This is a genomic window from Amycolatopsis jejuensis (assembly GCF_000717335.1).
Classification (GTDB): Bacteria; Actinomycetota; Actinomycetes; order Mycobacteriales; family Pseudonocardiaceae; genus Amycolatopsis; species Amycolatopsis jejuensis.
The window spans coordinates 1-23,994 of sequence record NZ_JNYZ01000022.1 but is presented as its reverse complement, the minus strand read 5'-3'; the positions used below and the strand labels follow the sequence as shown (position 1 = coordinate 23,994).

At 68.0% G+C, this 23,994-nt stretch carries 19 protein-coding genes; 12 read left to right on the top strand and 7 right to left on the bottom strand.

Annotated features, from left to right (window positions below):
- Positions 1-34: 34 nt before the first annotated feature.
- Positions 35-1,498, top strand: coding sequence for an MFS transporter (locus OO71_RS28880; RefSeq protein ID WP_033293089.1), 1,464 nt, complete (start codon positions 35-37; stop codon positions 1,496-1,498).
- Here the strand turns inward: OO71_RS28880 and OO71_RS28875 are convergent.
- From OO71_RS28875 to OO71_RS28855, 4 genes are read right to left on the bottom strand one after another with little or no spacing between them, the layout of a single operon-like run.
- Positions 1,482-3,167, bottom strand: coding sequence for an FAD/NAD(P)-binding protein (locus OO71_RS28875; RefSeq protein WP_033293088.1), 1,686 nt, complete (start codon positions 3,165-3,167; stop codon positions 1,482-1,484). The genes OO71_RS28880 and OO71_RS28875 overlap by 17 nt on opposite strands.
- Complete coding sequence (locus OO71_RS28870; RefSeq protein ID WP_051792420.1) at positions 3,164-4,471, bottom strand: cytochrome P450; 1,308 nt, start codon at positions 4,469-4,471, stop codon at positions 3,164-3,166. The genes OO71_RS28875 and OO71_RS28870 overlap by 4 nt, the downstream gene beginning before the upstream one ends.
- Positions 4,468-7,134 carry an aldehyde dehydrogenase family protein gene (locus OO71_RS49270; RefSeq protein ID WP_051792419.1) on the bottom strand — a complete coding sequence of 889 codons (2,667 nt, stop codon included), beginning with the start codon at positions 7,132-7,134 and terminating at the stop codon, positions 4,468-4,470. The genes OO71_RS28870 and OO71_RS49270 overlap by 4 nt, the downstream gene beginning before the upstream one ends.
- Positions 7,135-7,143: 9 nt before the next feature.
- Positions 7,144-8,058, bottom strand: a complete 915-nt coding sequence (locus OO71_RS28855) for a ribonucleotide-diphosphate reductase subunit beta (RefSeq protein ID WP_051792418.1) — start codon at positions 8,056-8,058, stop codon at positions 7,144-7,146.
- A 565-nt stretch (positions 8,059-8,623) separates the two neighbouring features.
- Here OO71_RS28855 and OO71_RS28850 point away from each other — a divergent pair.
- The 10 genes from OO71_RS28850 to fabI all read left to right on the top strand — a co-directional run bounded on the left by OO71_RS28850 (position 8,624) and on the right by fabI (position 19,426).
- A complete protein-coding gene (locus tag OO71_RS28850) occupies positions 8,624-9,301 on the top strand; it encodes a GNAT family N-acetyltransferase (RefSeq protein ID WP_342669957.1) in 678 nt (225 codons plus the stop codon).
- Positions 9,302-9,320: 19 nt separating this feature from the next.
- Positions 9,321-11,954: a class III lanthionine synthetase LanKC gene (gene lanKC / locus OO71_RS28845; RefSeq protein WP_051792416.1), complete on the top strand. Its 2,634-nt coding sequence runs from the start codon at positions 9,321-9,323 to the stop codon at positions 11,952-11,954.
- A 143-nt stretch (positions 11,955-12,097) separates the two neighbouring features.
- Positions 12,098-12,187 (top strand): SapB/AmfS family lanthipeptide, encoded by a 90-nt coding sequence (locus OO71_RS50350; protein WP_156096580.1) that lies wholly within the window; start codon positions 12,098-12,100, stop codon positions 12,185-12,187.
- A 175-nt stretch (positions 12,188-12,362) separates the two neighbouring features.
- Positions 12,363-13,619, top strand: a complete 1,257-nt coding sequence (locus OO71_RS28840) for an MFS transporter (RefSeq protein WP_033293087.1) — start codon at positions 12,363-12,365, stop codon at positions 13,617-13,619.
- A 65-nt stretch (positions 13,620-13,684) separates the two neighbouring features.
- Positions 13,685-13,891 (top strand): DUF5708 family protein, encoded by a 207-nt coding sequence (locus tag OO71_RS28835; protein ID WP_033293086.1) that lies wholly within the window; start codon positions 13,685-13,687, stop codon positions 13,889-13,891.
- A 9-nt stretch (positions 13,892-13,900) separates the two neighbouring features.
- Complete coding sequence (locus tag OO71_RS28830; protein WP_033293085.1) at positions 13,901-14,761, top strand: DUF4429 domain-containing protein; 861 nt, start codon at positions 13,901-13,903, stop codon at positions 14,759-14,761.
- A gap of 36 nt (positions 14,762-14,797) precedes the next feature.
- Entirely contained in the window at positions 14,798-15,739 is a 942-nt protein-coding gene (locus tag OO71_RS28825; RefSeq protein ID WP_156096579.1) for an ACP S-malonyltransferase, read from the top strand.
- Positions 15,736-17,385, top strand: coding sequence for a thiamine pyrophosphate-binding protein (locus tag OO71_RS28820; protein ID WP_033293084.1), 1,650 nt, complete (start codon positions 15,736-15,738; stop codon positions 17,383-17,385). Before OO71_RS28825 ends, OO71_RS28820 begins: the two co-directional genes overlap by 4 nt.
- Before the next feature lie 17 nt (positions 17,386-17,402).
- On the top strand, positions 17,403-18,665 hold the full coding sequence (fabF, locus tag OO71_RS28815; protein WP_245633804.1) for a beta-ketoacyl-ACP synthase II: 1,263 nt from the start codon (positions 17,403-17,405) through the stop codon (positions 18,663-18,665).
- Positions 18,662-19,426: an enoyl-ACP reductase FabI gene (gene fabI, locus OO71_RS28810; protein ID WP_033293170.1), complete on the top strand. Its 765-nt coding sequence runs from the start codon at positions 18,662-18,664 to the stop codon at positions 19,424-19,426. The genes fabF and fabI overlap by 4 nt, the downstream gene beginning before the upstream one ends.
- A 3-nt stretch (positions 19,427-19,429) precedes the next feature.
- Here the strand turns inward: fabI and OO71_RS28805 are convergent, their stop codons facing one another.
- The 3 genes from OO71_RS28805 to pdhA are packed head-to-tail and all read right to left on the bottom strand — an operon-like array spanning position 19,430 to position 22,757.
- Positions 19,430-20,710, bottom strand: coding sequence for a dihydrolipoamide acetyltransferase family protein (locus OO71_RS28805; RefSeq protein WP_051792415.1), 1,281 nt, complete (start codon positions 20,708-20,710; stop codon positions 19,430-19,432).
- Between the two features lie 11 nt (positions 20,711-20,721).
- Positions 20,722-21,714 carry an alpha-ketoacid dehydrogenase subunit beta gene (locus OO71_RS28800; protein WP_033293083.1) on the bottom strand — a complete coding sequence of 331 codons (993 nt, stop codon included), beginning with the start codon at positions 21,712-21,714 and terminating at the stop codon, positions 20,722-20,724.
- The gene (pdhA, locus tag OO71_RS28795; RefSeq protein ID WP_051792414.1) at positions 21,711-22,757 is read right to left on the bottom strand and encodes a pyruvate dehydrogenase (acetyl-transferring) E1 component subunit alpha; all 1,047 of its coding nucleotides are present in this window, start codon (positions 22,755-22,757) and stop codon (positions 21,711-21,713) included. Before pdhA ends, OO71_RS28800 begins: the two co-directional genes overlap by 4 nt.
- Positions 22,758-22,896: 139 nt before the next feature.
- Between pdhA and OO71_RS28790 the strand changes: the two genes are divergently transcribed.
- A complete protein-coding gene (locus tag OO71_RS28790) occupies positions 22,897-23,475 on the top strand; it encodes a TetR/AcrR family transcriptional regulator (RefSeq protein WP_245633803.1) in 579 nt (192 codons plus the stop codon).
- Positions 23,476-23,994: the final 519 nt, after the last annotated feature.

The window sequence follows — 23,994 nt, the reverse complement described above, 5'->3', positions numbered from 1 at the left end:
GATACGACTGTATTCTATCACCGGAGGGAGCGGAATGGCCGGACCAGCAGCGACCACCCGGAGAGCCGGGGTCGCCAACCTTGCCGCGGCGCTGACCAAGGGTCCCGTCGAGGTCCTCGACTTCGTGCTGCCGTTGTGGGCGGGCAGCGCGCTCGGCCTGTCGCCCGCGGCGATCGGTGCGCTCACTGCCACCGAAACGCTGGTGTCGTTCCTCAGCCGGCCGGTTGCGGGCGTGCTTGCCGACCGGGTTGATCGTGGACGGCTCGCCGCGGCCGGAGCCTTCTTGTACGCGCTGTCTTTCGTCGGGTACGCGCTCGCGACCGGGCTTCCGATGGCGCTCGGCGCTGCGGTCGCCGGTGGCATTGGCGGGGCGCTGTTCTGGGTTGCTTTGCGGGCCAAGGTGGCGGAAGGGCTCCGCGAGGACAGCGGAGTCTTCGCCAAACTGTTCGCCGCCGAAGGAACCGGTACCTGGATCGCGTTCGCGGCGGCGGTCACGCTCATTTCGCGCATTGATTACCGCGGGGTGTTCTGGCTTTGCGCGGCCGCGTGCGCTGCGGCCGGGGTGGTGCTTATCGGCAAAGCCGAACCGCCTGCCACCACCACGACGCCACGGCTCGGCAGTCTCGGGCGCCGGATGTGGCCGTTGCTTGGCGTCGTCGCGCTCACTGCGGTTGCGGAGGCGGGCGTCGCGCTGCTGCTTTTGCTGCACCTGCAACGGAATTACCATCTCGGCCTCGGCGCGATTGCCGCGGTGTTCCTGCCCGGGTTCATCGTGTACAGCACGGTTCCCGAATTCCTGCACAACGTGGTCACGCGGCTCGGGCGCGCGCGGGTGATGACCATCGCATTGGCCAGCAGTGCCGTTTTCGCGGCGATTCTTTCACTGGCGCCGAATCCGTGGACCATCGCGATTGCCTGGGTACTCGCGGCCGCGGCATTTGCGGCGGCGATTCCGGTCGAACAGTCGGTGGTCGCCGAAGCAGCCGGGGTCGACCTCGGCCGGGGAATGGCGATTTACGAGAGCGCGAACCTGCTCGGCGCGACGATCGGCACGTTCGGCGCGGGGATTCTGTACGGCCTCGACAGCGGCTGGATGATTGCGTGCCTGTCTGCTGCCGGGTTGCTGGTGGTTGCGGCGGTGGTGATCCGGCCTGCACTCGCCCGGGTCGGGGCGATCGATCGGCCGGAAACAACGGAACCCCCAGCCGAACCCGAGCCCGAACCTGAACCCGAGCCCGAAGAAAAGCAAAAGCCCAAGATCCCACCCCTCAACGCCTGGGCCGGACACGCGGTGATCTACCTCGTCGTCCAGGTCGCGCTGGCGTTCGCCGGATACAGCTGGCCGGTGGAAGCGATCTTCAGCGGACCGCACGATTCGTCGTGGTTCTGGAATTCGAGCGGACATTGGCTGCTGAACGTCGGCCGGATCTGGACGGCGATCTTTCTTCTCGACACCGTCTGGTCACTCGGCAAAGTCCTGCTCAGCCGTCGTCGCTGAGCACCGCGCGGGCCAGCGAATCGTTCACCGCGTAGAAACCGAACTCCGACGTCCGCACCGCCGTCACGAACGGCCCGGCCGCAAACCGGCGCGGATGCGTTTCACCGGATTTCGTCACCAGTCGATGATCGCGCACCGCCAACCGTCCCGTTCCCGCATCCGCAATGCATTCTCCGCGATGGAACAACGCATTCACTAGTGGATCGGTGGTGGTCTCCACGGTCGGCTCCGCGAGCCGGGCCTCGATCAACGCGGTCGCCCCTACGGTCCCGGGTACCGCCGGGCTCGCGGCCACAAAGCAACCGTCCCGAGTGGACACTGAAAGCTGCGGACCCAGAAATCGCACGATTCCCGCTTCCGACAACGCGATCAGCTCGGCCAGGCGTCGCTGCGGCGGCCCGCTCGACAGGTAGCTCGCGAATGGAAGGAACCACTGTTCGACGTCGGCAATCCACGAGACGGGATCGATCTGCCCGGACAGTTCGAGGGTCGTCATGACCGCCGAACTGAGTCCCTCCAACGCACCGAGTACCGCTGTGTGCCGGGAATCGGACCGCTGCCGGAGGTCGGCCTGCAAATACCCCCGCATCCACTCCGCCAGCGCAGACAGAGAACCGAATTCCAATCCGGCCATCGGTTCCGCGGAAAAATTGAACCGATCGGCCGGATCCGGCACGGCCGAGGCGATCAACGACGCCGGATCGTCCGCCGAGGCGAATCGGGCGGAAAACTCGGCCCACCCCATGGTCGTCCGCTCGGGATGGCCGAGGAACAGCTCGTGGTAGTACCCGCCCAGAATCTCCTTGACCACCAACGGCCACAGCTGACCGCGAAAGTCGCTCCCCGCGGCGGATCGAGAGAAAAAACGGGGCAACGGCGGCGGTCCGGCAATCAGCGACGACGTCGGTTTCGCGTGATAAGGAACGCCACGCCGCGAGCCTGCGTAGAGAACGGGTTCCTCGCCGGAAGGTTCGTACACCAGCGAACCCGCGGAGGTTCGGCGGAATTTGCCGCCACGACCTTGCGTCAACAAGGTCACCTGGTCGATGAACGTCAGGCCCATCCCGCGCAGTAGCACGGATTCCCCCGGTTGCAGCGACGAAACCTCCGACGCATGTCCCGGCGGCCGGTAGGTCAAGCCGTGCGAATCCGCGTAAGAAGCCAGCGAAAGCGAAGCCGGGGAAGGCCGGGCACCGACGTGTCCCTGCGTGAGAATCACCGCATCAACGACCAGCGGAGAAGAGGAACCTTCCAGCCAAACCGCTTGTGCAGAGCCATGATCCCGGACATCCACCGCCCGGCAACGGTGGACGTGCACCCGCGCCCCGGCCGCCGCCTCCGTGAAAACCTGCTCGTAGTACACCCCGGCGAGCGGGCGCGAGGCGAACCGGCGCTCGGTGATCCGGCTGGCCTCCCCGGCGAACTCGCCGAGCGCCGACAGAGAAGCGCCGCGGACCCATTCCCACAACGACGGCAGCTCGCCGAACATGTCCACCCCGCCGACCGGCGAGTTCATCCACAGCAGGTCCGGCTGTGCGCGCCGCCAGATCCGCCCCGGACCGGGCGGGTACGGATCAACGACGTGCACCTCCAGCCCGGAGGAAAGTGCGCAAAGCCGTTGCAGTACCCCGGTTCCCCGCGGCCCGGCGCCGACGATGCAGATCCTCATCGCGCCGCCGCGACCGCCGCGCGTGCCTGCACCGTGACCATCGCCCCTCGCCCCGGCTCCGACGTGATGTGCCGCCGGACAAACCGTTCGTCCGCTGCGGAAGTAGCCGAGAACGAGAACCGACGCAGCATCTGCTTGATCACCGTCCGCATCTCGACCAGCGCAAACGTCGCGCCGAGACACCGCCGGATCCCGCCCCCGAACGGCAGCCAGTTAGCGGCCTTGTCCTCGAGGAACCGCTCCGGCCGCAGCACTCCGGCGTCACCGAACAGCGAAGGCGACTCGTGCACGACGTCGAGGCACGGCGTCAGGATGCTGCCCGCCGCAATGCGGTGACCCGCGAACTCGACGTCCGTCATCGCCATCCGGCTCAGGTCCGGTACGACCGTGCGCAGCCGCAGGCTCTCCTTGACCAGCGCGTCGAGGTACTCGTCGTCATCGGTATCCGCGGCCGAGGCGGCCTTCGCGAGTACCGAAGGAGTACGGACGAGCTGCTCGAAGGTCCAGGCCAACCCCGCCGCCGTGGTCTCGTACCCGGCGACCAGCAGCGTGATCAGCTGCTCCTCGATTTCCCGGTCGGACAACGGTTTACCGTCCTCGCCGCGGGCGCCGACGAGCAGCGCGAGCGCGTCGACCCGCTGGTCCAGCGCGGGATCGTCGCGGTGTGCGGCAATGATTTCCTGCAGCAGCCGGTGCGAGTCCGCGAGATGGCGTTCCCGGCGCCGCGCGTACGGCAGAAGCCGCGCGAGCACCGGGCTGCCCAGTGCGAGCTCGACCGCGGACTCGGTGCGGCTGAGCTGCAGCATCGCCGCCCGGACCTCGGCCAGCCGGTCCGGGCCGATCCCCATCACGACCCGCAGGATCACGTCGAGCGCGATCTCCTTGGTGTACCGGTGCAGGGCGAACGGCCGCCCGACCGGCCAGGTGGCCATGTTCGTGTCGGTGATCTCGGCCATGTACTCGACCTGCGCCCGCACCGCCCGGCCGTGAAACGCGGGCATGAGCAGCGCTCGCGCGTTGGTGTGCTGCGGGCCGTCGGCGGTGAGCAGCGAGAAGGTGCTGGACGACCCGCCGAGCGCGGCATTGGCTGCCCCCGCGCGGAAGGTCGCCGGGTCGGCGCGCATCAGGTCCTTGATGTCACCGGCCCGGCACAGGAACACGACCTGGCCCATCGGGTGCACGGTCGCGCCGATGACGTCGCCGTACGCGGCCTGCCAGCGGCGCACGGTGCGCCGCGGCGAGGCCCAGTACAGCGCAGTCTGCACGGCGGCCGACAGCCGCGGCCCCGGCAGCACTGCGCTCATGCCGTTTCCCGCTGCTCGGCGCCCTGCTCCAGGTAATCCGCGACGGCCTTGGACACCAGCAGCGGCTCGGCAGTGCGGCGTCCGCCGTAGGAGACGTAGTTGGCGATGATCCCGCGACCGCCCATCGGCGCGTTGCCGTTTTCCGTCTGCAGCAACGTGGTGTTGAGGCAGACCTCGTGCCGCTTGGCCAGCAGTTCGACGGTCTCCGGGAGATCGCCGTACACCATCGCGCCCATTGCACGTTCCTCGAAGAACGGCGACCCGAGCAGGGTGTGCAGCTCGGTGGTATCCGAGTAGCGCAGCACATTGAAGATCGGCGCGAACAGCTCCTCGCAGTTCGCCTTGACCCCCGCAGCGGCGCGGCTCAGCACGGTCGGTTCCAGCCGGCGCAGGCCGAGGTCGGCATGCCCGCCGTGGACGATGTGCGTGGCGTTGTTGTGCAGGTACTCCAGCGCATAACCGAATGCCTGCTCGTAGTACATCGGGCCGTAGTCGGCGTCCGGATCGTCGTTCGGGCCGAACTTCAGCTCGTCGATCCGCTTCGCCAGCAGGGCGTGGAACTGCTCGCTCAGTGATTCGTGCACGAAGATGACGTCCGGGCCGAAGCAGTCCTGCCCGGAGTTCAGCAGCCGGATGTCGACAGCGTCGCGGGCGGCCAGGTCGACGTCCGCCCCCGGGCCGACGACCAGCGGGTTGATGCCCTGTCCGAAGTAGACGAACAGCTGCGGGTCGGTGAGCCGGGTCCGGATCTTCTCCGCGTTGGCGTAGGTGCCGGTGAACACGACGAGGTCCGATTCGGCGACCGGGCCGGACACGAACTCGCGCTGCGTGCTTGCGGACAGCTCGATCGGCAGCCCGTGCACGGCCGACAGCCGTTCGTGCAGCCGACCGAGCGCGCTGCGGATGTGGCTGGACGGCCGGAACACCACGCTTTCGCTGAACAGGCTGGGGATCAGCAGGTACAGCACGTACGCGTAGAGCGGGATGTTGGACGGCATGAACACCGCCGTCTGCCGCACCTGCGACGGCCGGTACGTGGAGATCTCCTCGACCGCGCCGCGCAGGGTTTCGATGGCCGTGTCCAGCTCCCCGGCCGCGGTCTGGTGGTTCGAGACCTCGGTGAGGATCGACAGGATCTCCGCGCGGTGCTCGTTCAGGTACCGCTCGGTCGCCAGCAGTGCCGGGACGCGCTCGGCGAACGGCACCACGGACTCGTCCGGCCGCTTGCGGGACAGGGTGTCGCCACTCGGCGAGAACTCCGCTTCAACCAGCTCACGCAAGGCTTTCATGTCGATCTTTCCGGTCCGGCCCAGCGGGAAAGCGGGGACGACGAGGACCTGGTTGGGTTGTTCGTGGGTGGCCAGATGCGGCCGTAACGCGCGACGCCACGCGCGGGCGTCCTTGCACGATTCGTCGGAGACGACGAACACCAGGTGGCTGCCCCGGCGGTCATCCGGCACGTCGATCACCTTCACCGGCGCGCCCGCGGCCTCGGCCTTCGCGGCGAGCGCTTCGGGGTACAGCGTATAGCCGTGCCGGTGGACGGCGCCCTTCCGGCCGAGCACAGCGATGTCACCGCGAGGCGTCCGGTAGCCGATGTCCGCAGTGCGGTGCTCCGGCCCTTCGGCAGGCCGGACCTCGCCGTGCTCGTCGAGAGTGGCGACCATCAGGTCCGGCGTACGGACGATCAGCTCGCCGATCTCCCCGTCCGGCACCGGACGGCCGTCCTCGTCGACGATGTCGATCTCGATGCCGTCCAGCGGCCGCCCGCACAACTTGGGGAACTCCGTGGAGGACAACGCGATGTTGCCTGCTTCGCTGCTGCCATAGCCGTCCAGCAGCGGCTTGCCGGTGAAGCGGGTGAACCTCGACGGCAGGCTCGAACCGAGCGGAGCGCCGCCGACGCACCACATCCGAACTGACTCCAGCGCGTCGCGCCGCACGGAACGGTTTTCCAGCAGCCGCAACAAACTGTGGTACGTCGAGGGTGCGCCGTCCACGACCGTGACGTTCATCTCGGTGATCGCTTCGACCGCGGCGTCGAGCCGGGTGTGCGGTACGACGACCAGGCAACACTCGGCCGACCACCACAGCATCAGCAGGGAAAGCCCGTACTGGTGGGAAAACGGCAGCAGCGGGAGCAGGACGTCACCGCCGGTGTAGTTCATCCGGCGCTGGGTGCGTTCGATGTTGCCGCGCAGCCCGGGACCGGACCGCACGACCGCGGTCGGCTCGCCGGTGGTGCCGGAGGAGAACACGATGAGCGCGTCCTCGCGGGCCCACCAGCGCTCCAGGTCCGGCACGAACGTGTCCGTACCCTCGGCTCCGGCCAGCTCGCCCAGCTCGACGCGGCGCACCGGAGTGTCGCCTGCCTGGACCGCCGGGTCGCAGATCAGCCAGCGTGCCGACGCCCGGTGCAGCACGCGGGCGCGCTCGTCGGTCGCCTGCTGGTCGTCGAGCAGGATGAGGGAAACGTCGAGGTGCATCAGGGTGAGCAGGGTCAGGACGTAGTCGACCGAGTTCGCGGCGACCAGCGCGACCCGGTCGCCGGGACGCAGGCCGAGGCCGTGCAGGTGGTCGGCGATGCCCGCGCAGGTGCGGCGGACGTCGCGGCCGGACAGCGCTCCGCGCGGGGAGACGATCCGGATGGCTTCGTTGTTCACAGCAGCTCCTCAGGCGGTGTGCAGCGCGGTCCGGCTGTCATGGCGGTCGAGCAGGTGCGAGACGAACGCCGGGTCGGCGCCGATCGCGCCAAGGTGGCGGCGGAGGATGTCGATGCTCATCGCGCGGAAGTCGACCGCGATGCCGTCGAACTCGTTGTCCAGGCGCAGCGCAAGCGGTACGGCCTCCTCCAGCACTCCGTAGATCTGCTCGGCGTAGCCCTCCTGGACGCCGGTGCGCAGCGCGTGCAGGCCGAAGCCGATGTGCCGGGATTCGTCGCGGCACATCGCCACGAACGCGGTCTTGATGCCGTCGAAGAGGTTGATGTCACGCAGGGCGTGCACCAGTACCCGCTGGCCGACCAGCGCGAGCACACCCTCGGTGATCAGGTGGAAGAGCGAGACGGCCTGCAGCCACTGGCCGTAGTCCATCGGCCGTTCGTGTACCTCGCGCACGATCCGGCCCTCCAGCAGCGCGAGCTCGGTGTGCGCGGGCGTGGACAGATTCCAGGCCTGGGCGAGCATGGTGCGTGGATTTTCTTCAAGGCCAAGGACTTCCGCACCCATCCGGAACACCGCGCGGGTGTGCCGGGTCTCGTCGGCGATCTGCGTGCCGAGGAAGACGGAGTACTGCTCGTCCGGTGATCCGGTGAGGATCGGGCCGAGCATGTCGAGGCCGGTGTACTCGCCGATGATGAAGGTGGCGATGGCGTTGGACAGCATCGCGCGCATCCCGGCGGGCACGCGCTCGTCGTGCAGCATCGCGTGGTCACGGCCGAGCGAGAGATCCTCCGCCGACCACTGCTGGCGTTCCCAGCGCCGGTACAGCTGGATCGGCTCGGGCTTGCGGGCGGCGACGAGATCGGCGTGCCGCAGCACGTCTTCGGCGGGCAGGTGCGGCAGCTCACTCAGCTGCGCATCGTCCATGAGTAACGTGGTCCACCGGGTCACAAAGTCCTCCAGTCAACGAAAGCCATCGAATTCCCGTGCCCGCTTGCGCGTATTCCGCAGCGGGGGTGGACGGGAGAAGGCATGACAAGTGCGCAGAATCCGCACCAGAGAACAGAGAGTGGCCGCGACGTGGCCTGATGCCGCCGAAGGTACACGAGCACCGGGGGATCTTCAACGACTTTGGCAAGACTTAAGTCGGGACTTTCGAGAGGATGAAAGTTCAACCGGTAAAAGCTTCGTGAAACTTATTCAATAACGAAGCGATGTCCCGTTCTGCGGTCCCTGCCGGTTGACAGTTTTGTCCGACCTGGTCTACATTCCGGGGCGAACAGGTTCCCGTGGGCTGGGGGGCAGAGGTTACCTGGCGATCTACGCAGAGGCGTACCTGTCCTGGGGATTGTGTGAGCGACGTAGGTACTGAAGTTCCGAAAAAGCATTCTGGGGTTACTGGGGTTACTGGGGATTTGCGGGGGTAGTCCGGCTATTCCGCCGCCGGCTGGGGGCAGCGCGGCGGCGGAGCGGTGCGGGCTGACATCTGGGGGTGTCGAAAGCTGTGTCGAGAAAGTCGTGTTCGTTGCGCCCTCCTTCCGATGGCGACTACCACGTCATGGAGGAATGGCTCAGACCATTGTCACTGGCGAGCGCGCTCACCGGGGACATGAACGAAACCATCACCGCGGCCGAGCTCAAAGCGGCGCACGACAGCGGTGCGGTGCGGTATCTGGTGGTCGTCGCGGAAAGCGGCGAACCGGTGGGCATGGTGAACCATCGCAAGGCAGGCAGCGCCGGTTCGTATGCCATCGGGGGCGCCATCGGCGATCCCGGGCAATGGCAGCGGGGAATCGGCGCGGACGCGCTCGGAATGCTGGTGGACCACCTGTTCCACCAGCTCAACGCGCATCGCGTCGAGTTCACCACGGCGTCGTACAACAAACACACGATGAGCATGCTCACCAAGGGCGGCTTCGTGCTCGAAGGCGTGCTCCGGGACTACTACTTCCTGGACGGGCAGTATCACGACCGCACGGTGTGGTCGATCCTGCGCGACGAATTCGTGGTCGGCGCCAAGGCATTCGCCAAGAGCAGCCCGGTCGAGGACGTCATTCCGGCGGAGGACAAGCAGCAGGCGCAGGAGGCGTTCGCCAAGTACCTGGCGAGCGATCCGCCCACGTCGCTGCGTGATTTCGCCGACCGGGCCGCACGGGAGCGGCCCTACTGAGGCCGGAAAGGGGGCGGCCGTGAAGCCGCTGGCGGAGCTGTACACCCTGGCGGATCCGGTGTTCTTCGAGGATCCGGTGCATTGGCGGGAAGGGCGCGAGGAATTCGCGCCGGACGTCCCGGCAGGCTGGATTCGCGGCGGTACCGACGGCTGGGTCATGCTCACGCCGCCCGGTGCCGCATTACCGGAACAGGGCTGGAAAATTCACGTTTCGGCCACTCCGGAATCGTCGCGGGCCATTGTGGACACGGTGGCGGAATACTGTTTCGCGCACTCGATCGCGTTCAAGTTCCTCGTCAATCCGAGCCTCGTGCGCGCGTTCAGTCTCAAATACGCGCCACGGGCGTCGAGTGGCAAGGTGCTCGCGCTGTACCCGCGCGACGAGAGCGACTTGCAGACCTGCCTGACGGACCTCGACGCGGCGCTCGCCGGCGCCGAGGGTCCGTACATCCTGAGCGACCTCCGCTACCGCGAGGGGCCGCTTTACGTACGCTACGGCGGTTTCACGCCGATGTACTGCACGAAGCCGGACGGTGAACGGGTGCTGGCCACCCGCAGTCCGGACGGCCGGCTGGTGCCCGACGAACGCCGTCCGGTGTTCACGATGCCGGACTGGGTGCAGCTGCCCGTGTTCCTCGCCGAGAGCTTCGCGGCCCGCGGGCAGGCGGGCGACGGGTTCGACTACCGGGTCACCGAGGCACTGCACTTTTCCAACGGCGGCGGGGTTTACGTCGCGACCCGGGGGTCCGACGGGCGCGAAGTGGTGCTCAAGGAAGCCCGTCCGTACGCCGGGTTGAGTGGCGGCGGAACCGACGCCGTCGGCCGGATGGAGCAGGAGATCAAGGCACTGCGGCGGCTCGACGGGGTGCCCGGCGTGCCGCGGGTGCACGACGTCTTCAGCGTCGCCGGTCACCGGTTCCTCGCGATGGACCGGGTACCCGGGGTCACGTTGCAGCAGTGGCTGGCGTTGAACTTTCCCCTGGTCGGCACGTCGGCGACGGCGGCGGACCGGCGGAGGTACGTCGAGCGCGCGCTGGCGGTGCTGGAGCGGATCGGCGCGCTGGTGGAGCAGGTGCACGAACGCGGGATCGTGTTCGCCGACCTGCATCCGGCCAACATTCTGGTCGACGAGGACGGCACGGTCGGCCTCGTCGATTTCGAAGCCGCTTTCGACGAAACCGAGTCACGGCAACAGAAAATGGGGTACGCCGGGTTCACCGCCGGGGCCAAACTGGGCCGGGCTATTGACCGGCATGCGCTGGCCGTGCTGCGGCTCTGGATGTTCCTTCCGCTCACGTCGCTGGCCGCGCTCGCGCCCGGCAAGCTCGGTGAGCTCGCGGAAACCGCCGAACGGCTTTTCGAGCTGCCCGGGGGGTTCGCCGCGTCGATCGAGGCCGAGACAGCCGGGACCGGACCGGCGCGACCGTCGCCGGTCACCGCGGGTGCGGCGCTGAACTGGCCGGACGCGCTCGGCTCGATGGCCGACGCGATCCGCCGTAGTGCGACCCCGGAGCGCAGCGACCGGCTTTTCCCCGGCGACATCGAGGTTTTCCGGAGCGGCGGCGACACGTTCGCCTATGGCGCGGCGGGGGTGTTGTGGGCGTTGACCGTCGCCGGATTCGAGGTCGAGCCCGCGCACGAACGCTGGCTGCTGGATCGCGCGGCGAAACCGGTGGCGCGACCGGGGTTCTGCGATGGCGCACACGGCGTCGCGCACGTCCTGGACCTGCTCGGGCACCGGGCGGCGGCGGGCGAACTGGTCGAACGCGCGGCCGGGATGGTGGACGAGCTCACGGATGTCACGTTGTTCAGCGGGCTTGCCGGGGTCGGGCTGAATCTCTTGCACCTGGCGGAAAAACGCGCGGAATACGACGACCTGACTACGGCGTTGCGGCTGGCGGAACGCGTTGAGGCAGCGATCGGTGACGGCGAACCGCATGGCATCGACAAGCCGCCGGGCGCGCTCGGGCGAGCGCGTGACGCGGGTACGCATGCCGGGTTGCTGCGCGGCTGGTCGGGTCCGGCGTTGTTCCTGTTGCGACTGTATGAATCCACCGGCGACAAATACTGGCTCGACGGCGCTGTCCGTGCTGTGCACCGGGATCTCGACCTCTGCGTGCCCGCCGGAGAAACCCTTCAGGTGGACGGGGGATTCCGTACGTTGCCATACCTCGAGGTGGGCAGCGTCGGCATCGCGCTGGTCGCCGACGAGCTCGCCGGGCACGTTGCCGACGAACGGATTCTCGAGTCCCTTGCCCCGTTGAGCCGGGCCGGGCAAAGCGTATTCGTGGCCGACGCCAATCTTTTTCACGGCCGGGCCGGATTGCTTGCCGTATTGGCTCGACTTTCGCGGGGAGCGTCGGGTATCATTGAGGCAGAGCAAGTGAAAACCCATCTGGGGAATCTCGGCTGGCATTCCCTTGCTTTTCATGGACATGTCTCTTTTCCCGGTGACGGATGTAGCCGCTTGTCCATGGATTTCGCCACGGGGAACGCGGGTGTACTGGCGGCACTGGCCTCGGTACACGATCCGCGAATCCCGTTCCTTCCGTTCCTGTCCCCGGTGTCGGGCGTGCCGGCCGGTGGCCGAGCTGCGGCGGCCGGTGCCTGCTTCGCGGCCGGGGAACCGGACGGCAATCCAGTGAAAATGTGAAAGGGGAATCATCATGAACATCTTCGACCTGCAGGGCCTCGAGACCAGCGCCGCGGAGACCACCCTCCCGGGCAGCACCGTTTCGAACGCCTGCTGAAGTTCTTTTCCACGATGAAATTCCGGTACCGCATCGGGGGAGGTGAATGAGGATGACCATCTTGGACCTGCAGGCCCTGGAGACCAGCGCCGCCGAGGCCACGCTTCCGGGCAGCACCGTTTCGAACCAGTGCTGAATTCCCGGTCATAGGCCGTGAGCCGCTTGATACCTCCCCCTCGCGCGGGCGCTTACGGCACGGCCGGAGCAAGCGAGAAGGCGGCGGGTCGTGGTTCGTCTGCTACGGGCGGACCACGGCCCGCCGCCGCTTCGCGAAAGCTCTCCGAAAACCCACTGCACAAACGGGGACTGCCATGCTCGACACGCGCACGCAGCCCGGGCGCGCCGGGGCGAGGGCGTACGGCGTGCTGCAGATCGCTTTTGCGGTCAACCTGATCGGCAGCAGCGTCGGCGCGGTCGCGTACCCGCTGTTCGCGCTCGCGGCCACCGGGGACATCGCGTTCACCGGCACCGTGGTCACGGTGTCGGTGGTCGCTTCGATTTTCACCGGGCTCTTCATGGGCCCACTGCTCGACCGATGGGGACTACGCCGTTCGTGGCTGGTTTCGATGGCGGTCGGCTCGGTCGTCACCGGGCTCACTTTCGTGCTGGACCAGGCGGATGCCCTGTCGTGGTGGCTGCTGCTGGTCCTCGCCTTCATCCGGTCCGCGGCCGACGAACCCGGCCGCGTCGCCACGTTCGGCCTGCTCCCGGCATTGGCTGCCGGATCGGGGAAAACACTCGAACGCGCGAATGCCACGTTGCGTGGCCTGAACTCGATGGCGAACCTGTTCGGACCGGTGGTCGCGGGTGCGGTGGTCGGCCTGCTCGGCAGTCCGGTCACGCTGCTCATCGACGCCGTCGCGGGCGGGATCGCCGCCCTGATCGTACTGTTCTTCCTGGCCACGCCGCACAATCCGGTGCACGACCTGCAGGAGCACGGCCGGTCGTACTACCGGCAGTTCCGGGTCGCGCTGCGGTTCTTCTGGGGCGATCGGGTGCTGCGGGCGCTGATCGCGGCCACCACGGTGTTCGCCGCGCTGGACACGGGACTGGCCACGATCGGCCTCACCGCGTACGCGAGCGAGCAGATCGGTTCGCCTGCCTGGTACGGCGGCCTGGTGAGCTCGTTCGGCGCCGGATCGCTGGTCGGCACCATCTGTTACGGCATCTTCGGCCACCGGATTCCGCGCCGTGCCGCGTATCTCACCGCGTATCTCGGGCTCGCGGTGCTGATTCTGTTGCTGGCCTTCGACATCGGCGTGGCCGTCGCGCTCGTGCTGATGTTCGTCGCCGGCGTGGTGATCAGCCCGGTCGACCTGCTGTACATGCTGGTGCTGCAGGAACGCGTGCCGCAGCGGATGTTCGGCCGGGTCACCAGTATTGCCACCACGGTCGTCGCCGCGCCGAGCCCGGTTGCGGTGTCGTTGCTGACCAGGTTGCTGGCGACCACGGGGGCCCGTCACACTTTCGTGGTTCTCGGATTCTGCTATCTTGGAATAGCTCTTGCACTGTTCTTCGTCCGGCCGTTGCACGGGATGCGATCGGGCGGGGAAGCTGACGGGCGGTGACAACGAGCGGAACCGGGGGTCGGGGGTACGGCGTTCGGGCCGCGTATTTCTGAGGGAGGGGTTTCTTGTCCGCGAACGTCAAGTCACTCATCATCGGCGTGGTGATGCTGGTCGGCGGCCTGATTCTGTGGCAGACCGGCAAAGGCGTCGAAATTCCGGTGTTCTCGCTGGACAAGGTGGGGGTCGTGCTGGCCATCCTCGGCGCGATCGAACTGGTCGTCACCGGCGCGGTGATGATCTTCCCGTCGAAGAACAAGAAGCTGGACCGGTAGCCGGCCCCGATGACGCTGGGTTTCGAGCTCGCCGGGGACAATGCCACCTGGACCCTCGAAGAGGGCCGGGTGGTCATTGAATATTCACGTAACTGGGGCAATCCGAAATTGCTGCGCCGGATCGGCAGACGGGTGATTCCCGACGAGGCGATTGCCGGTGCGCAGGCTGGGCACACCGGGGGTGTCCCGGTGCTGCAGCTGCTGCTGCGTCCGGGCGCCGATCCGTACCTGGCGGCCGCGGCCGGGCAGCTGCCGGAAGACCATGCGTTGTACGACCTGGAGCTGGCGCGTGGCCAGGAGGATCTCGCCGGGTACCACGCCGACGGCCTGCGGCTGCGGGCCGGGCAGAACCCGGCGGAGCCGTGCGAGAAGTTCTTGCTGGACGCGGAAACTCCGCCGTTGCGGTTGAAGTGTTACGACGGCGACGCGCATCTGGAGCCGGGAGTGCTGCGGTTCCGGTGGAACGACGAAGCGGCCGGAAGCAAACGGGCGCAGGGGGAAAGTGTGTACCCGCTCGGTGAGCTCACCGGCGCGGAATGGGTCAAGCCCAGCCTGATGTCGGGCCATCTCGCGGTGCTTACCGGAGAACGTGCGGGAGACGTCGAAGAAGATCCGCGGGTGATTCTTTTCGGAATGGGTTACGGCAGCATCGCGGATTCGCTACCCTTTGCGGCAACGCTTCTGGCGGAAATCCAGCGTTGCTCGGGGGAGCACACGGCACTCGGTGCCCTGCCGCCGGCACAGGCCGGCCCTGGACTGCCCGACGAAATCGTCGCCGCCATTCGCGCGCTCACCGAGCTGCGCGAGGCCGGACTCCTTTCGGATGAGGAGTTCGAGCGCAGAAAGCAGGAGCAACTCGACCGGCTGTGACCGTGCCCGGCCACGGCAGCCGTGGAGGAGGGGTACGTGGCCGACGCGATCTATTTCCCGGGACTGGTACCGACCACGTTTCCCGCGATTGCCGACTTCCTGACCGAGAACGAGTTCGCGAAACGCCGGCTGGCGGTCGCCGACGAGGTACTCGGCTATTCGCTGATCGACGCCTACGAAAAGGCCGAGGTCTACGACTGGGAAGTCTTCGAAGCCGGGTTCATGGCGCTGAGTCTCGCGCTCGCGGACTGGGCGGGTGAACACCTCGACCTCGACCCGGTTGTCTACGGTGGACAGAGCTTCGGCGCGATCGTCGGCGCGGTGTACGCCGGGGTGCTGGACTACGCGGAAGCCTTGCTGCTGGTACGGGAAAGCACGCGCGTCGAGCTCGACTACTTCGGCGGGCTCGCCGAACCGGTCGGCTGTTTCTTCTTCTATCGCTTGGATTCCGCGGCTGTCGACGGGTTGATCGCGCAGTGCTTGGCTGAGGGCCACCGGGTCGAGGGATCGATCTATTTGGACAACTCCGTGCACGGCGTGTCCGGCACGATGACCGGCCTGGAAAGGTTCCGTGAACTCGTCACGGAGGCGGGCGGGTTCGCGTTCTATCTCATGAACCGGGCCGAGCATTGCACGATGGTGGCGGAACTGCGGCAGCGGCTGGAAACCGAGGTGTACAGCCAATTCTCGTGGCGGCGCTCGGAATTGCCGATGCTTTCCGACGTCACCGGTGAGCTGCTCACCGACCCCGCCGCCGTGCGGAAAGACCTGCTGGACGGCTGGACGAGTCCGGTCCGTTGGTCCACTGTGGTCGAAGGCATCCGCGCCAGCCGTGCGGAACGGGCGTACATCATCGGGCCGCGCAACATGTTCGCGCGGCTCACCGGCAACAGTGTGCCGACCGCGGTCGTCACGCCGAAAGCCGTCATGCAGTATCCGGAAAAGGGTTTCAAGGTACCGACGGGGGCGATCCGATGACCACCTATCCCGGCTGCTGGCATGCCGTGGTCGATTTCCTGAAAACAGCTGGCACCAGCACGGTGTTCGGCCTTCCGGCCGACGATCTGGTGCTGCTGGCCGCAATCCAGGAAAGCGACCTGCGGCTGGTGCTGTGCCGAGACCAGCGCAATGCCGCTTTCATGGCCACCGGCTATGCATTGGAATCCGGCCGTCCTGGGGTGTGCGTGATCGGGAAAGGCCCGGCCGCCACGAATGTTCTTACGGGCGTGTTGGAGGCGTCGTGTTCCCGCGCGCCACTCGTGGTGCTGGCGGCGGGGACGTCGGCCGAGCGGCGCGGGTCGGCGGCTTTCCAGGAACTGGACCAGCTCGCGTTCGTGCGTCCGCTGGTGAAGTGGGCGCATCGGGTCGACCATCCCGGACGCGTTGTTGCGGCCATTCAGCAGGCATGGGCCATCGCGTCCGGCGGCGTACCCGGTCCGGTGTACCTGGAGTTGCCGGATCACTTGCTCACCACGGAAATCGAGCGGACCCGGCCGTGGCAGGCGTTGCCGGAAAAGCCGGTGCATCGGATGCCGGAAGAAAGTCCGGCGCTGGCCGCGATCCAGGCGGCCCGCAAGCCGGTCCTGCTCGTGGGTGGTGGCGCGCGGCAACGCAACGGCGACCGCGTGATCGAACGGCTTGCCGATCGTCTCGGCGCCGCGGTGTTCAGCACTGCTACCGGCCGCGGCGCGGTCGACGAATCGCACCACCGTTTTTTGGGGCTGTCCGGGCTGTATCTGCCGGAAGCGGCTGCCGAGCTGTGGAAGGACGCGGACCTGGTCATCGCGCTCAGCAGCAGGCTCGAAGAAACTGCGACGTTCGGCTGGGAAGCGCCGCCGGTGGTCCAGGTCAACCTCGCGGCTGAAGAGTTCTCGCTCGAGTTCGACGGGCACCGCGTGATCGGCGACGTCGGCCAGGTCGCGGAGGATTGGCTGAACGCGGTTTCCGAAGCACCGGATCCCGAGTGGCAGCGCCGGATTGCCGAAACCCGGGACGCGATCTTCACCGACGCCAAGACAACGGCGGAGAACTCGACGATCGCGCGGCTCCTGCAGACGATGGACACGGTTCTCCCGGAGGACCGGATCCTGGTGCAGGAGAACGGGTTGCAGGACATGTGGTCCTACATTTTCCCGCATTTGCCGTGCCGCGCGGAAGCCGGGTCGATCGTCCCTTCGGAACAGACGAGCCTGGGCTTCGGGGCCGCCGCGTCCGGCGGGGTGGCGCTGGCCGCGCCGGGACGCCAGGTGGTCGCGTTCGTCGGCGACGGCGCCTTCACCCTCTTCGATGCCGACCTGGAGACTTTCGCGAAGGAACGGCTCGGCGTGCTGTTCGTGGTACTGTGCAATGGCGGTTACGGCTGGCTTCAGTCGCAATTGGACCAGCGCAGGCTGGACGGTGAGCGGTTCTCGTTTGCCGGTGGTGGCCTTCCGTCCACCCGATTCGATTCCCCGGTGCAGCAACGGGTTCTCGACGATCCCGCGCGTACCGAAGACGTCCTGCGCCAAGCTCTCGCCGCATGTTCGGACGGCCGGGTCTCGGTGCTGTACGTACCCGTCGACCTCGCCGACTCCCCGCCCGGACTATCCGAAGTGGACGGTGACTTCCCCGCCGTGCACCCGTGACGCTGAATGGAGGAATGATGGTGCTCGAAGAGATGCGGCGCCTGCGTCGCCGGGTAGTGGTCACCGGCTGGGGCGCGATCACCCCGCTGGGCCTCACCGTGGAGGACACCTGGTCCGCGATGCTCGCCGGCCGCAGCGGAATCCGCCGGATCGAGGCGTTCGACGTCGCCGATCTCAACACGCAGATCGGCGGCGAGGTACGGGGATTCGACCCGGATCTGTACGTGCCGCACAAGGTCAGCCGCCGGATGGACACGTACGCGCTGTACGCCATGGGGGCGGCCACACAGGCCATGGAATGCGCGAAGCTGACGCTTGACGACGAACTTGCGCCGCGCGCCGGAGTGCTCGTCGGTAGCGGGTATGGTCCGGTCAACTACAACCACCGGGTCGCAGATACGTTGCGGGACAAGGGTCCTCGCTCGGTCAGCCCGTTCGCGCAAATCGCCGGTGCGATCGACAATGCCGCAGGCGAGATCAGCATGCAGTTCGGTGCGCGGGGTCCGAGCCGGGCACAGAGCACGGCTTGCGCAACGGGTACCGATTCGCTGGGCGAGGCCGCGCGCTGGATCCAGTTCGGCTTCGCGGACGTCGTGATCGCCGGTGGCGCGGACAACTGCCTCACTCGCGGCGATTTCGCCGGGAGCGGCAATGCGCGGGCGCTGTCGACGCAGAATGACTCGCCTGAGCTGGCCTCGCGGCCGTTCGACGAGGGCCGCGACGGGTTCGTGATGAGCGCCGGTGCCGGGGTGATGGTCCTGGAGGAAGCCTCACACGCGGCGGCCCGCGGGGTCCCGATCCTCGCCGAGGTGATCGGCTACGGGTCCACTTCGGACGCTTACCACTGGACAGCTCCGCATCCCGAGGGCGCGGGCGCGAAGTCCGCCATGCGAGCGGCGCTGGCGGACGCAGGGGTCGATGCGTCCACTGTGGACTACATCAACGCACACGGCACCAGCACCCCGATCGGCGACGAGCGCGAGGTCCACTCGATCCGGGAAGTGCTGGGAGACCATGCGCTGGAGATTCCGGTGAGCTCCACGAAATCGATGACCGGGCACATGATCGGCGCGGGCGGCGCGGTCGAGGCGATCGTGTCGTGCCTCGCGATGCGCGACGGCGTCGCCCCTCCCACCATCAACTGCGACCAGCCGCTCGACCCCGAGATGAACTTCGTCGCCGGAAGCGCGCAGGAGCACGACATCTCGGTGGCGATGAGCAACTCGTTCGGCTTCGGCGGGCACAACGCGGTGCTGGTGCTGCGAAAGTGGCCGTCGTGACCGGCTTGCTAGACGGGAAGCGAATCCTGGTCACCGGGGTCATCACCGAGGCGTCGATCGGCTTCCACACCGCGCGGATCGCGCAACAGCAAGGTGCGGACGTGGTGCTCACCGGGTTCGGCCGGTTGTCCCTGGTGAACCGGATCGCCCAGCGGCTGCCGTCACCGGCGCCGGTGGTGGAGCTGGACGTCACCGATCCGGCCCACCTCGCGACGCTCGCCGACCGGGTCCGCGACCACGTCGACGGCCTGGACGGCGTGGTGCACTCGATCGCGGCCGCGCCGGCCAGCTGCTGGGGTGACTTCATGGGCGCGCCGTGGCCGGACGTGTCGTCGAGCCTGCAGGTATCGGCGTACTCGCTCAACGCCCTCGCCGCCGCGGTCCTGCCGCTGCTGGACCCGGGCGCGTCGATCGTCGGCCTGGACTTCGATGCGCGCGTCGCGTGGCCGGACTACGACTGGATGGGCGTCGCGAAGGCCGCGCTGGAGTCGGTGAACCGCTATCTGGCCAGGGAGTTGGGGCCGCGCGGCATCCGTACGAATCTGGTCGCGTCCGGCCCGCTGCGGACCATCGCCGCCAAGTCGATCCCGGGCTTCGCGGAGATGGAGGCGGACTGGGACAAGCGGGCTCCGCTGGGCTGGAACGCCGCTGACCCGACCGCCGCGGCTCAGTCGGTCTGTGCCCTGCTGTCGGACTGGCTACCGGCGACCACGGGCTCGATGGTGTGGGCCGACGGCGGGGTACACGCGATCGGGCAGTAGCGCTCACGTCACCAGCCGCAGGGGATGCTCGAGGAGGTCGGTCAGCGTCGCGAGGAACTGGGCGGCGAGGGCGCCGTCGATGATGCGATGGTCGGCCGTCACGGTGTAGCGCAAACGTTTGCGGGCGGCGCCGACGGCGAGGATGGCGCCCTGGGGTGGGTTGATGATCGCGGTGAAGTGCTCGACGCCGTAGCTGCCGAGGTTGCTGATCGTGAAGGTGCCGTCGCTGAGGTCCGCGGTGGTGAGGGTGCGATCGGCGGCGCGGCGCCCGAGGTCGCGCGTGATGGCGGAGATCGCCGTGACCGCGAGGCGATCGGCATCGTGCACAACCGGGACGACCAGCCCCGCCGGTGCGGCGACCGCGATGCCGAGGTGGATGCGCTGGTGGAGGAGGGTCTGCCCGCGCCCATCCGGGGAGTACGACGCGTTCATCCCAGGGTGGGCCCGGAGAGCGAGCGCGACCGCGCGGACAAGGAGATCGTTGACGGTGACCCTCGTGCCGCTCTCGTTGATCCCGGCGCGGAGTTTCCGGAGGTCTTTGACGTCGGCGGACGCGGTCGCGGTGAAGGTGGGAGTGGCGGCGCTTTCGGCGAGGCGGGTGGCGATGGCTTGCCGGATGGTGTCGAAGGGGACCGGGTGCGGGTCACGCGCGTCCGCTCCGGTGGGCACCGTTTCAGCTGGCCCGCTCGGCTCGGTTGCCCTGGTTGCCGCGTTCTGCCCCGTCGCGCCGGTCGGCCCGCCTGCCCCGCTCGGCTCCGGTGGCTGGTGCGCGTCGAGGTCGGCACGGATGATGCGGCCACCGGGGCCGGTACCGGGGACGGTCGCCAGGTCGATGCCCCGCTCACGGGCGAGTTTGCGGACCAGCGGGCTGGCGGCGAGACGGTGCTCTGCCGCGGGTGGCACCGCCGGACGCTGCGGCTCGGGTGGCGCCGCGGGCCTCGCCGGGCTGGGTTGCACTGGGCTGGGTGGCACCGACGTGAGTTGCGGACGGGGTTGCGCTGCCGCGGGCGGTTCGGCGGCCGCCACCGTCGAGGTTTCCCCGGCCGAGGCACCGTTGTCGAGCCTCGCAATCGGTGTTCCGATCGCCGCGGTCCCGCCTTCCGGCACCAGGATCTCGGCCAGGACACCCGCTTCGTACGCCTCCTGTTCCATCATCGCCTTGTCGGTCTCGATCTCGACGAGGACGTCGCCGGGTGCGACCGGGTCGCCGGGGCGTTTGCGCCACGCATTGATGGAGCCTTCGGCCATGGTGTCGGAGAGGCGGGGCATGAGGATGTCGATCACGGTGGGTCCTCTCAGCGGCGCCGGGTGACGGCGTCGAGGGTTTCGCGGATGGCGGTGATCGCGTCGTCGGCCGAGGGCAGGGCCGCGGTCTCCAGCGACTTGGCGTACGGCAGCGGGACCTCGGCCATCGCGACGCGGCGGACGGGGGCGTCGAGCCAGTCGAAGGCGCCGTCGGAGATGGTTGCGGCGATCTCGGCACCGATGCCGTACGTGAGCCAGTCGTCTTCCAGGACCACCGCGCAGTTCGTCTTCTTCACCGACGCGACGACGGTGTCGCGGTCGAGTGGGCGGAGGCTGCGCAGGTCGACGACCTCGACGTCGATGCCTTCCGTGGCAAGGCGTTCGGCCACCTGGAGCGCGACCACGGCCATCCGCGAGTACGCGACCACGGTGATGTGCGAGCCTTCGCGCGTGACGGCGGCCCGGCCGATTTCGGCGGGCTCGTCGTGATCAGGTACCTCGCCGGTGGTGTTGTACAGCGCGAGGTTTTCGAGGACGAGCACCGGGTCGTCGTCGCGGATGGCGGCGAGCATCAGCGCTTTCGCGTCGGCCGGGCTGGACGGGGCGACGACCTTCATCCCGGGCACGAAGGCGTAGTACAGCTCGATGTTCTGCGAGTGCGTGGCGCCGAGCTGCTGCCCGCCCCCGCCGGGGGTGCGGATCACCAGCGGCACGCGGGATTGCCCGCCGAACATGCCGTAGATCTTCGCGGCGTGGTTGACGATCTGGTCGAGCGCGAGCAGGGAGAAGTTGATCGTCATGATCTCCACGACCGGCCGTAGCCCGAGCATCGCCGCGCCGATCGCCGCGCCGGTGAAGCCCTCTTCGGCGATCGGCGTGTCCCGGACCCGCTTGGCGCCGAACTCGGCGAGCAGCCCGGCGGTGATCTTGTACGACCCCTCGAAAAGGCCGATTTCCTCGCCGATCAGGAAGACGTCGTCGTCGCGCAGCATCTCGTCGTGCAGCGCGTCGTGCAGGGCCTGGCGGTAGCTGATCACACTCATGCCGGGGCACCTGCGGGGAACAGCGGGTCCGCGGGCAAGCGGCGGGAATCGTTCGGGACCGGCGTCGCGTAGGTGTAGTCGAACAGGGTCGACACGTCCGGGTGCGGGCTCGCCTCGGCGAACGCGACCGCTGCGGCGACCTGCGTGGTGGCCTCGGCGTCGATCTGCGCAATGAGCTCGTCGGTGAGCAGGCCCTGCTGGTGCAACCGCACCGCGTACGCCGCGACGGGGTCGGCCGCCTTCAACGCTTCGGCTTCCTCGCGGCTGCGGTAACGGGCCGGGTCGACGACCGAATGCCCCTTGAGCCGTCCCGACACGGTCTCCAGCAGGTACGGCTTCCCCGCCCGCGCCGCGGCGAGCGCCGTGCGGGCGGCGGCGTGCACCGCGGCCGGGTCGTTGCCGTCGACCCGGGCCGAGGCCATCCGGTACGCGGCGGCCCGCCGGTGCAGTTCGGGCTCCGCCGACGACTGCTCCACGGTGGTGCCCATGCCGAGCCCGTTGTTGACGACCACGTACACGATCGGCAGCTTCCACAGCGCGGCGAGGTTCAACGACTCGTGGAAGGCGCCGATGTTCGTGGTGCCGTCGCCCATCAGGCACAGCACCGCCTCGGAGCCGCCGCGGTAGTCGATCGCGAGCGCTGCCCCGGTGGCCAGCGGAACCTGTCCGCCGACGATCCCGTAACCACCCATGAACCGCGACGCGAGGTCGAACATGTGCATCGACCCGCCCCATCCGCGGGACACCCCGTCGGCCCGCCCGTACAGCTCGGCCATCACCCGCTCCGGCGCGACGCCGCGCGCGATCGCGTAACCGTGCTCGCGGTAGTTCGCGAAGACGTAGTCGTCCTTGCCGAGCGCCGCCATGAGCCCGGCGACGGTCGCCTCCTCGCCGAGGTTCAGGTGGCAGTACCCGCCGATCTTCGCCTCGGTGTAGGCGCGGGCCGCGCGTTCCTCGAAGCGGCGGATCAGCACCATCTGCCGGTAGAAGCCCAGCAGCCGGGCGTCGGCCGTCCGGCGTGGGGCAGCGGTTTTCGGGGGCATCGAGGGTCTCCTTCTCGCCCGCGCGCGCGTGGTGGCGGGGCTTCGTTCTTGCCGGGTGCGGCAGAACGCCTATAATGATACGAAGTACGGTTCATTATAGGCCGGTTCGGGCCGGATGTCGATCGAAGGGGCGGGGTCGGTGACAGGTCCACGCAAACGAGGACGCCCCACCGAGACAGAGCGCGCACAACGCCGTGACGACATCCTCGACGCGGCCGTACGCCTCTTCGCCACAGGCGGCTTCGGCCAGGTGACGCTGGACCACATCGTGGCCGAGGCACACGTCACGAAACGCACGATCTACGGCTATTTCGGCGACCGGACCGAGATCTTCCTCGCTGCGGTCGACCGCCTCCGCCGCCGAACGCTCGAACAGCCCCCCGCGGACACCGGCCTGCTGGCACTGGCGACCGGAATCGTGTCTGCGCTGCATTCCGACGAGGGCATCGCCCTGCACCGGCTGATGATCACCGAGGCACACAGCTTCCCGGAGCTGGCCCGGGAGTTCTACCGTGATGGGCCTCAGGCGTACATCGCGGCGCTGAACGAGCGTTTGCCGGAACACGATGTGGACCTGGCGACGGCCCTGTTCACACTCCTGCTGGGCGAACCGCATCGGCAACGGCTCCTTGGCCTGAGGGCTGCCCCAGGGCGAGCGGCTGCGGCGCGGCATGCGCGGATGGCGTTGTGGCAGTTGGGGATTGAGGACGGTTCTTAATGGGTTGAGGGCTGGGTTTTGGTCAGGCTCGCGCTTTGCCTGCGCCTGCGTGTCGGCTCGCCCGCTGTCACCTGTGTTCACGTGTTGCTCGCCCAAGTTTCGCTTGTGTCTGCGTGTCGCCTGCCCGCTGTCGCCTGCGCTCATGTGTCTCCCGCCCGTGCCTCGCCTGGCCGCACATCGCCTGCGCCCGATGGCCTTTGGCCGACGCCCTGTGTCTCGCCCCGCCCCGCACCGCACTCGGTGCCCCTGCCCGCCCTCCTGGCTTGACCCGCGACGTCGCACCCCACCCGTCGCCGACCGGCCGCGGGTGGAGTCGTCCGTTGCTTCTCTTCTCCCGGCCCTTCCTGTTCTTTCCTTTCCCACCGGTCCTGCCCGCGGTGATCTTTGCTTTGGCGCGTTTGTTTCAGCTGCACAGGTGTTGTGGTGTCACGTTGTCGGGTGGGGGTGTTACGGGGTGATACGGGCAGCGGTTGTCGCTGTTGTGATGTGATCGATCGTTGCGCATTGTGGAGGGAGTTG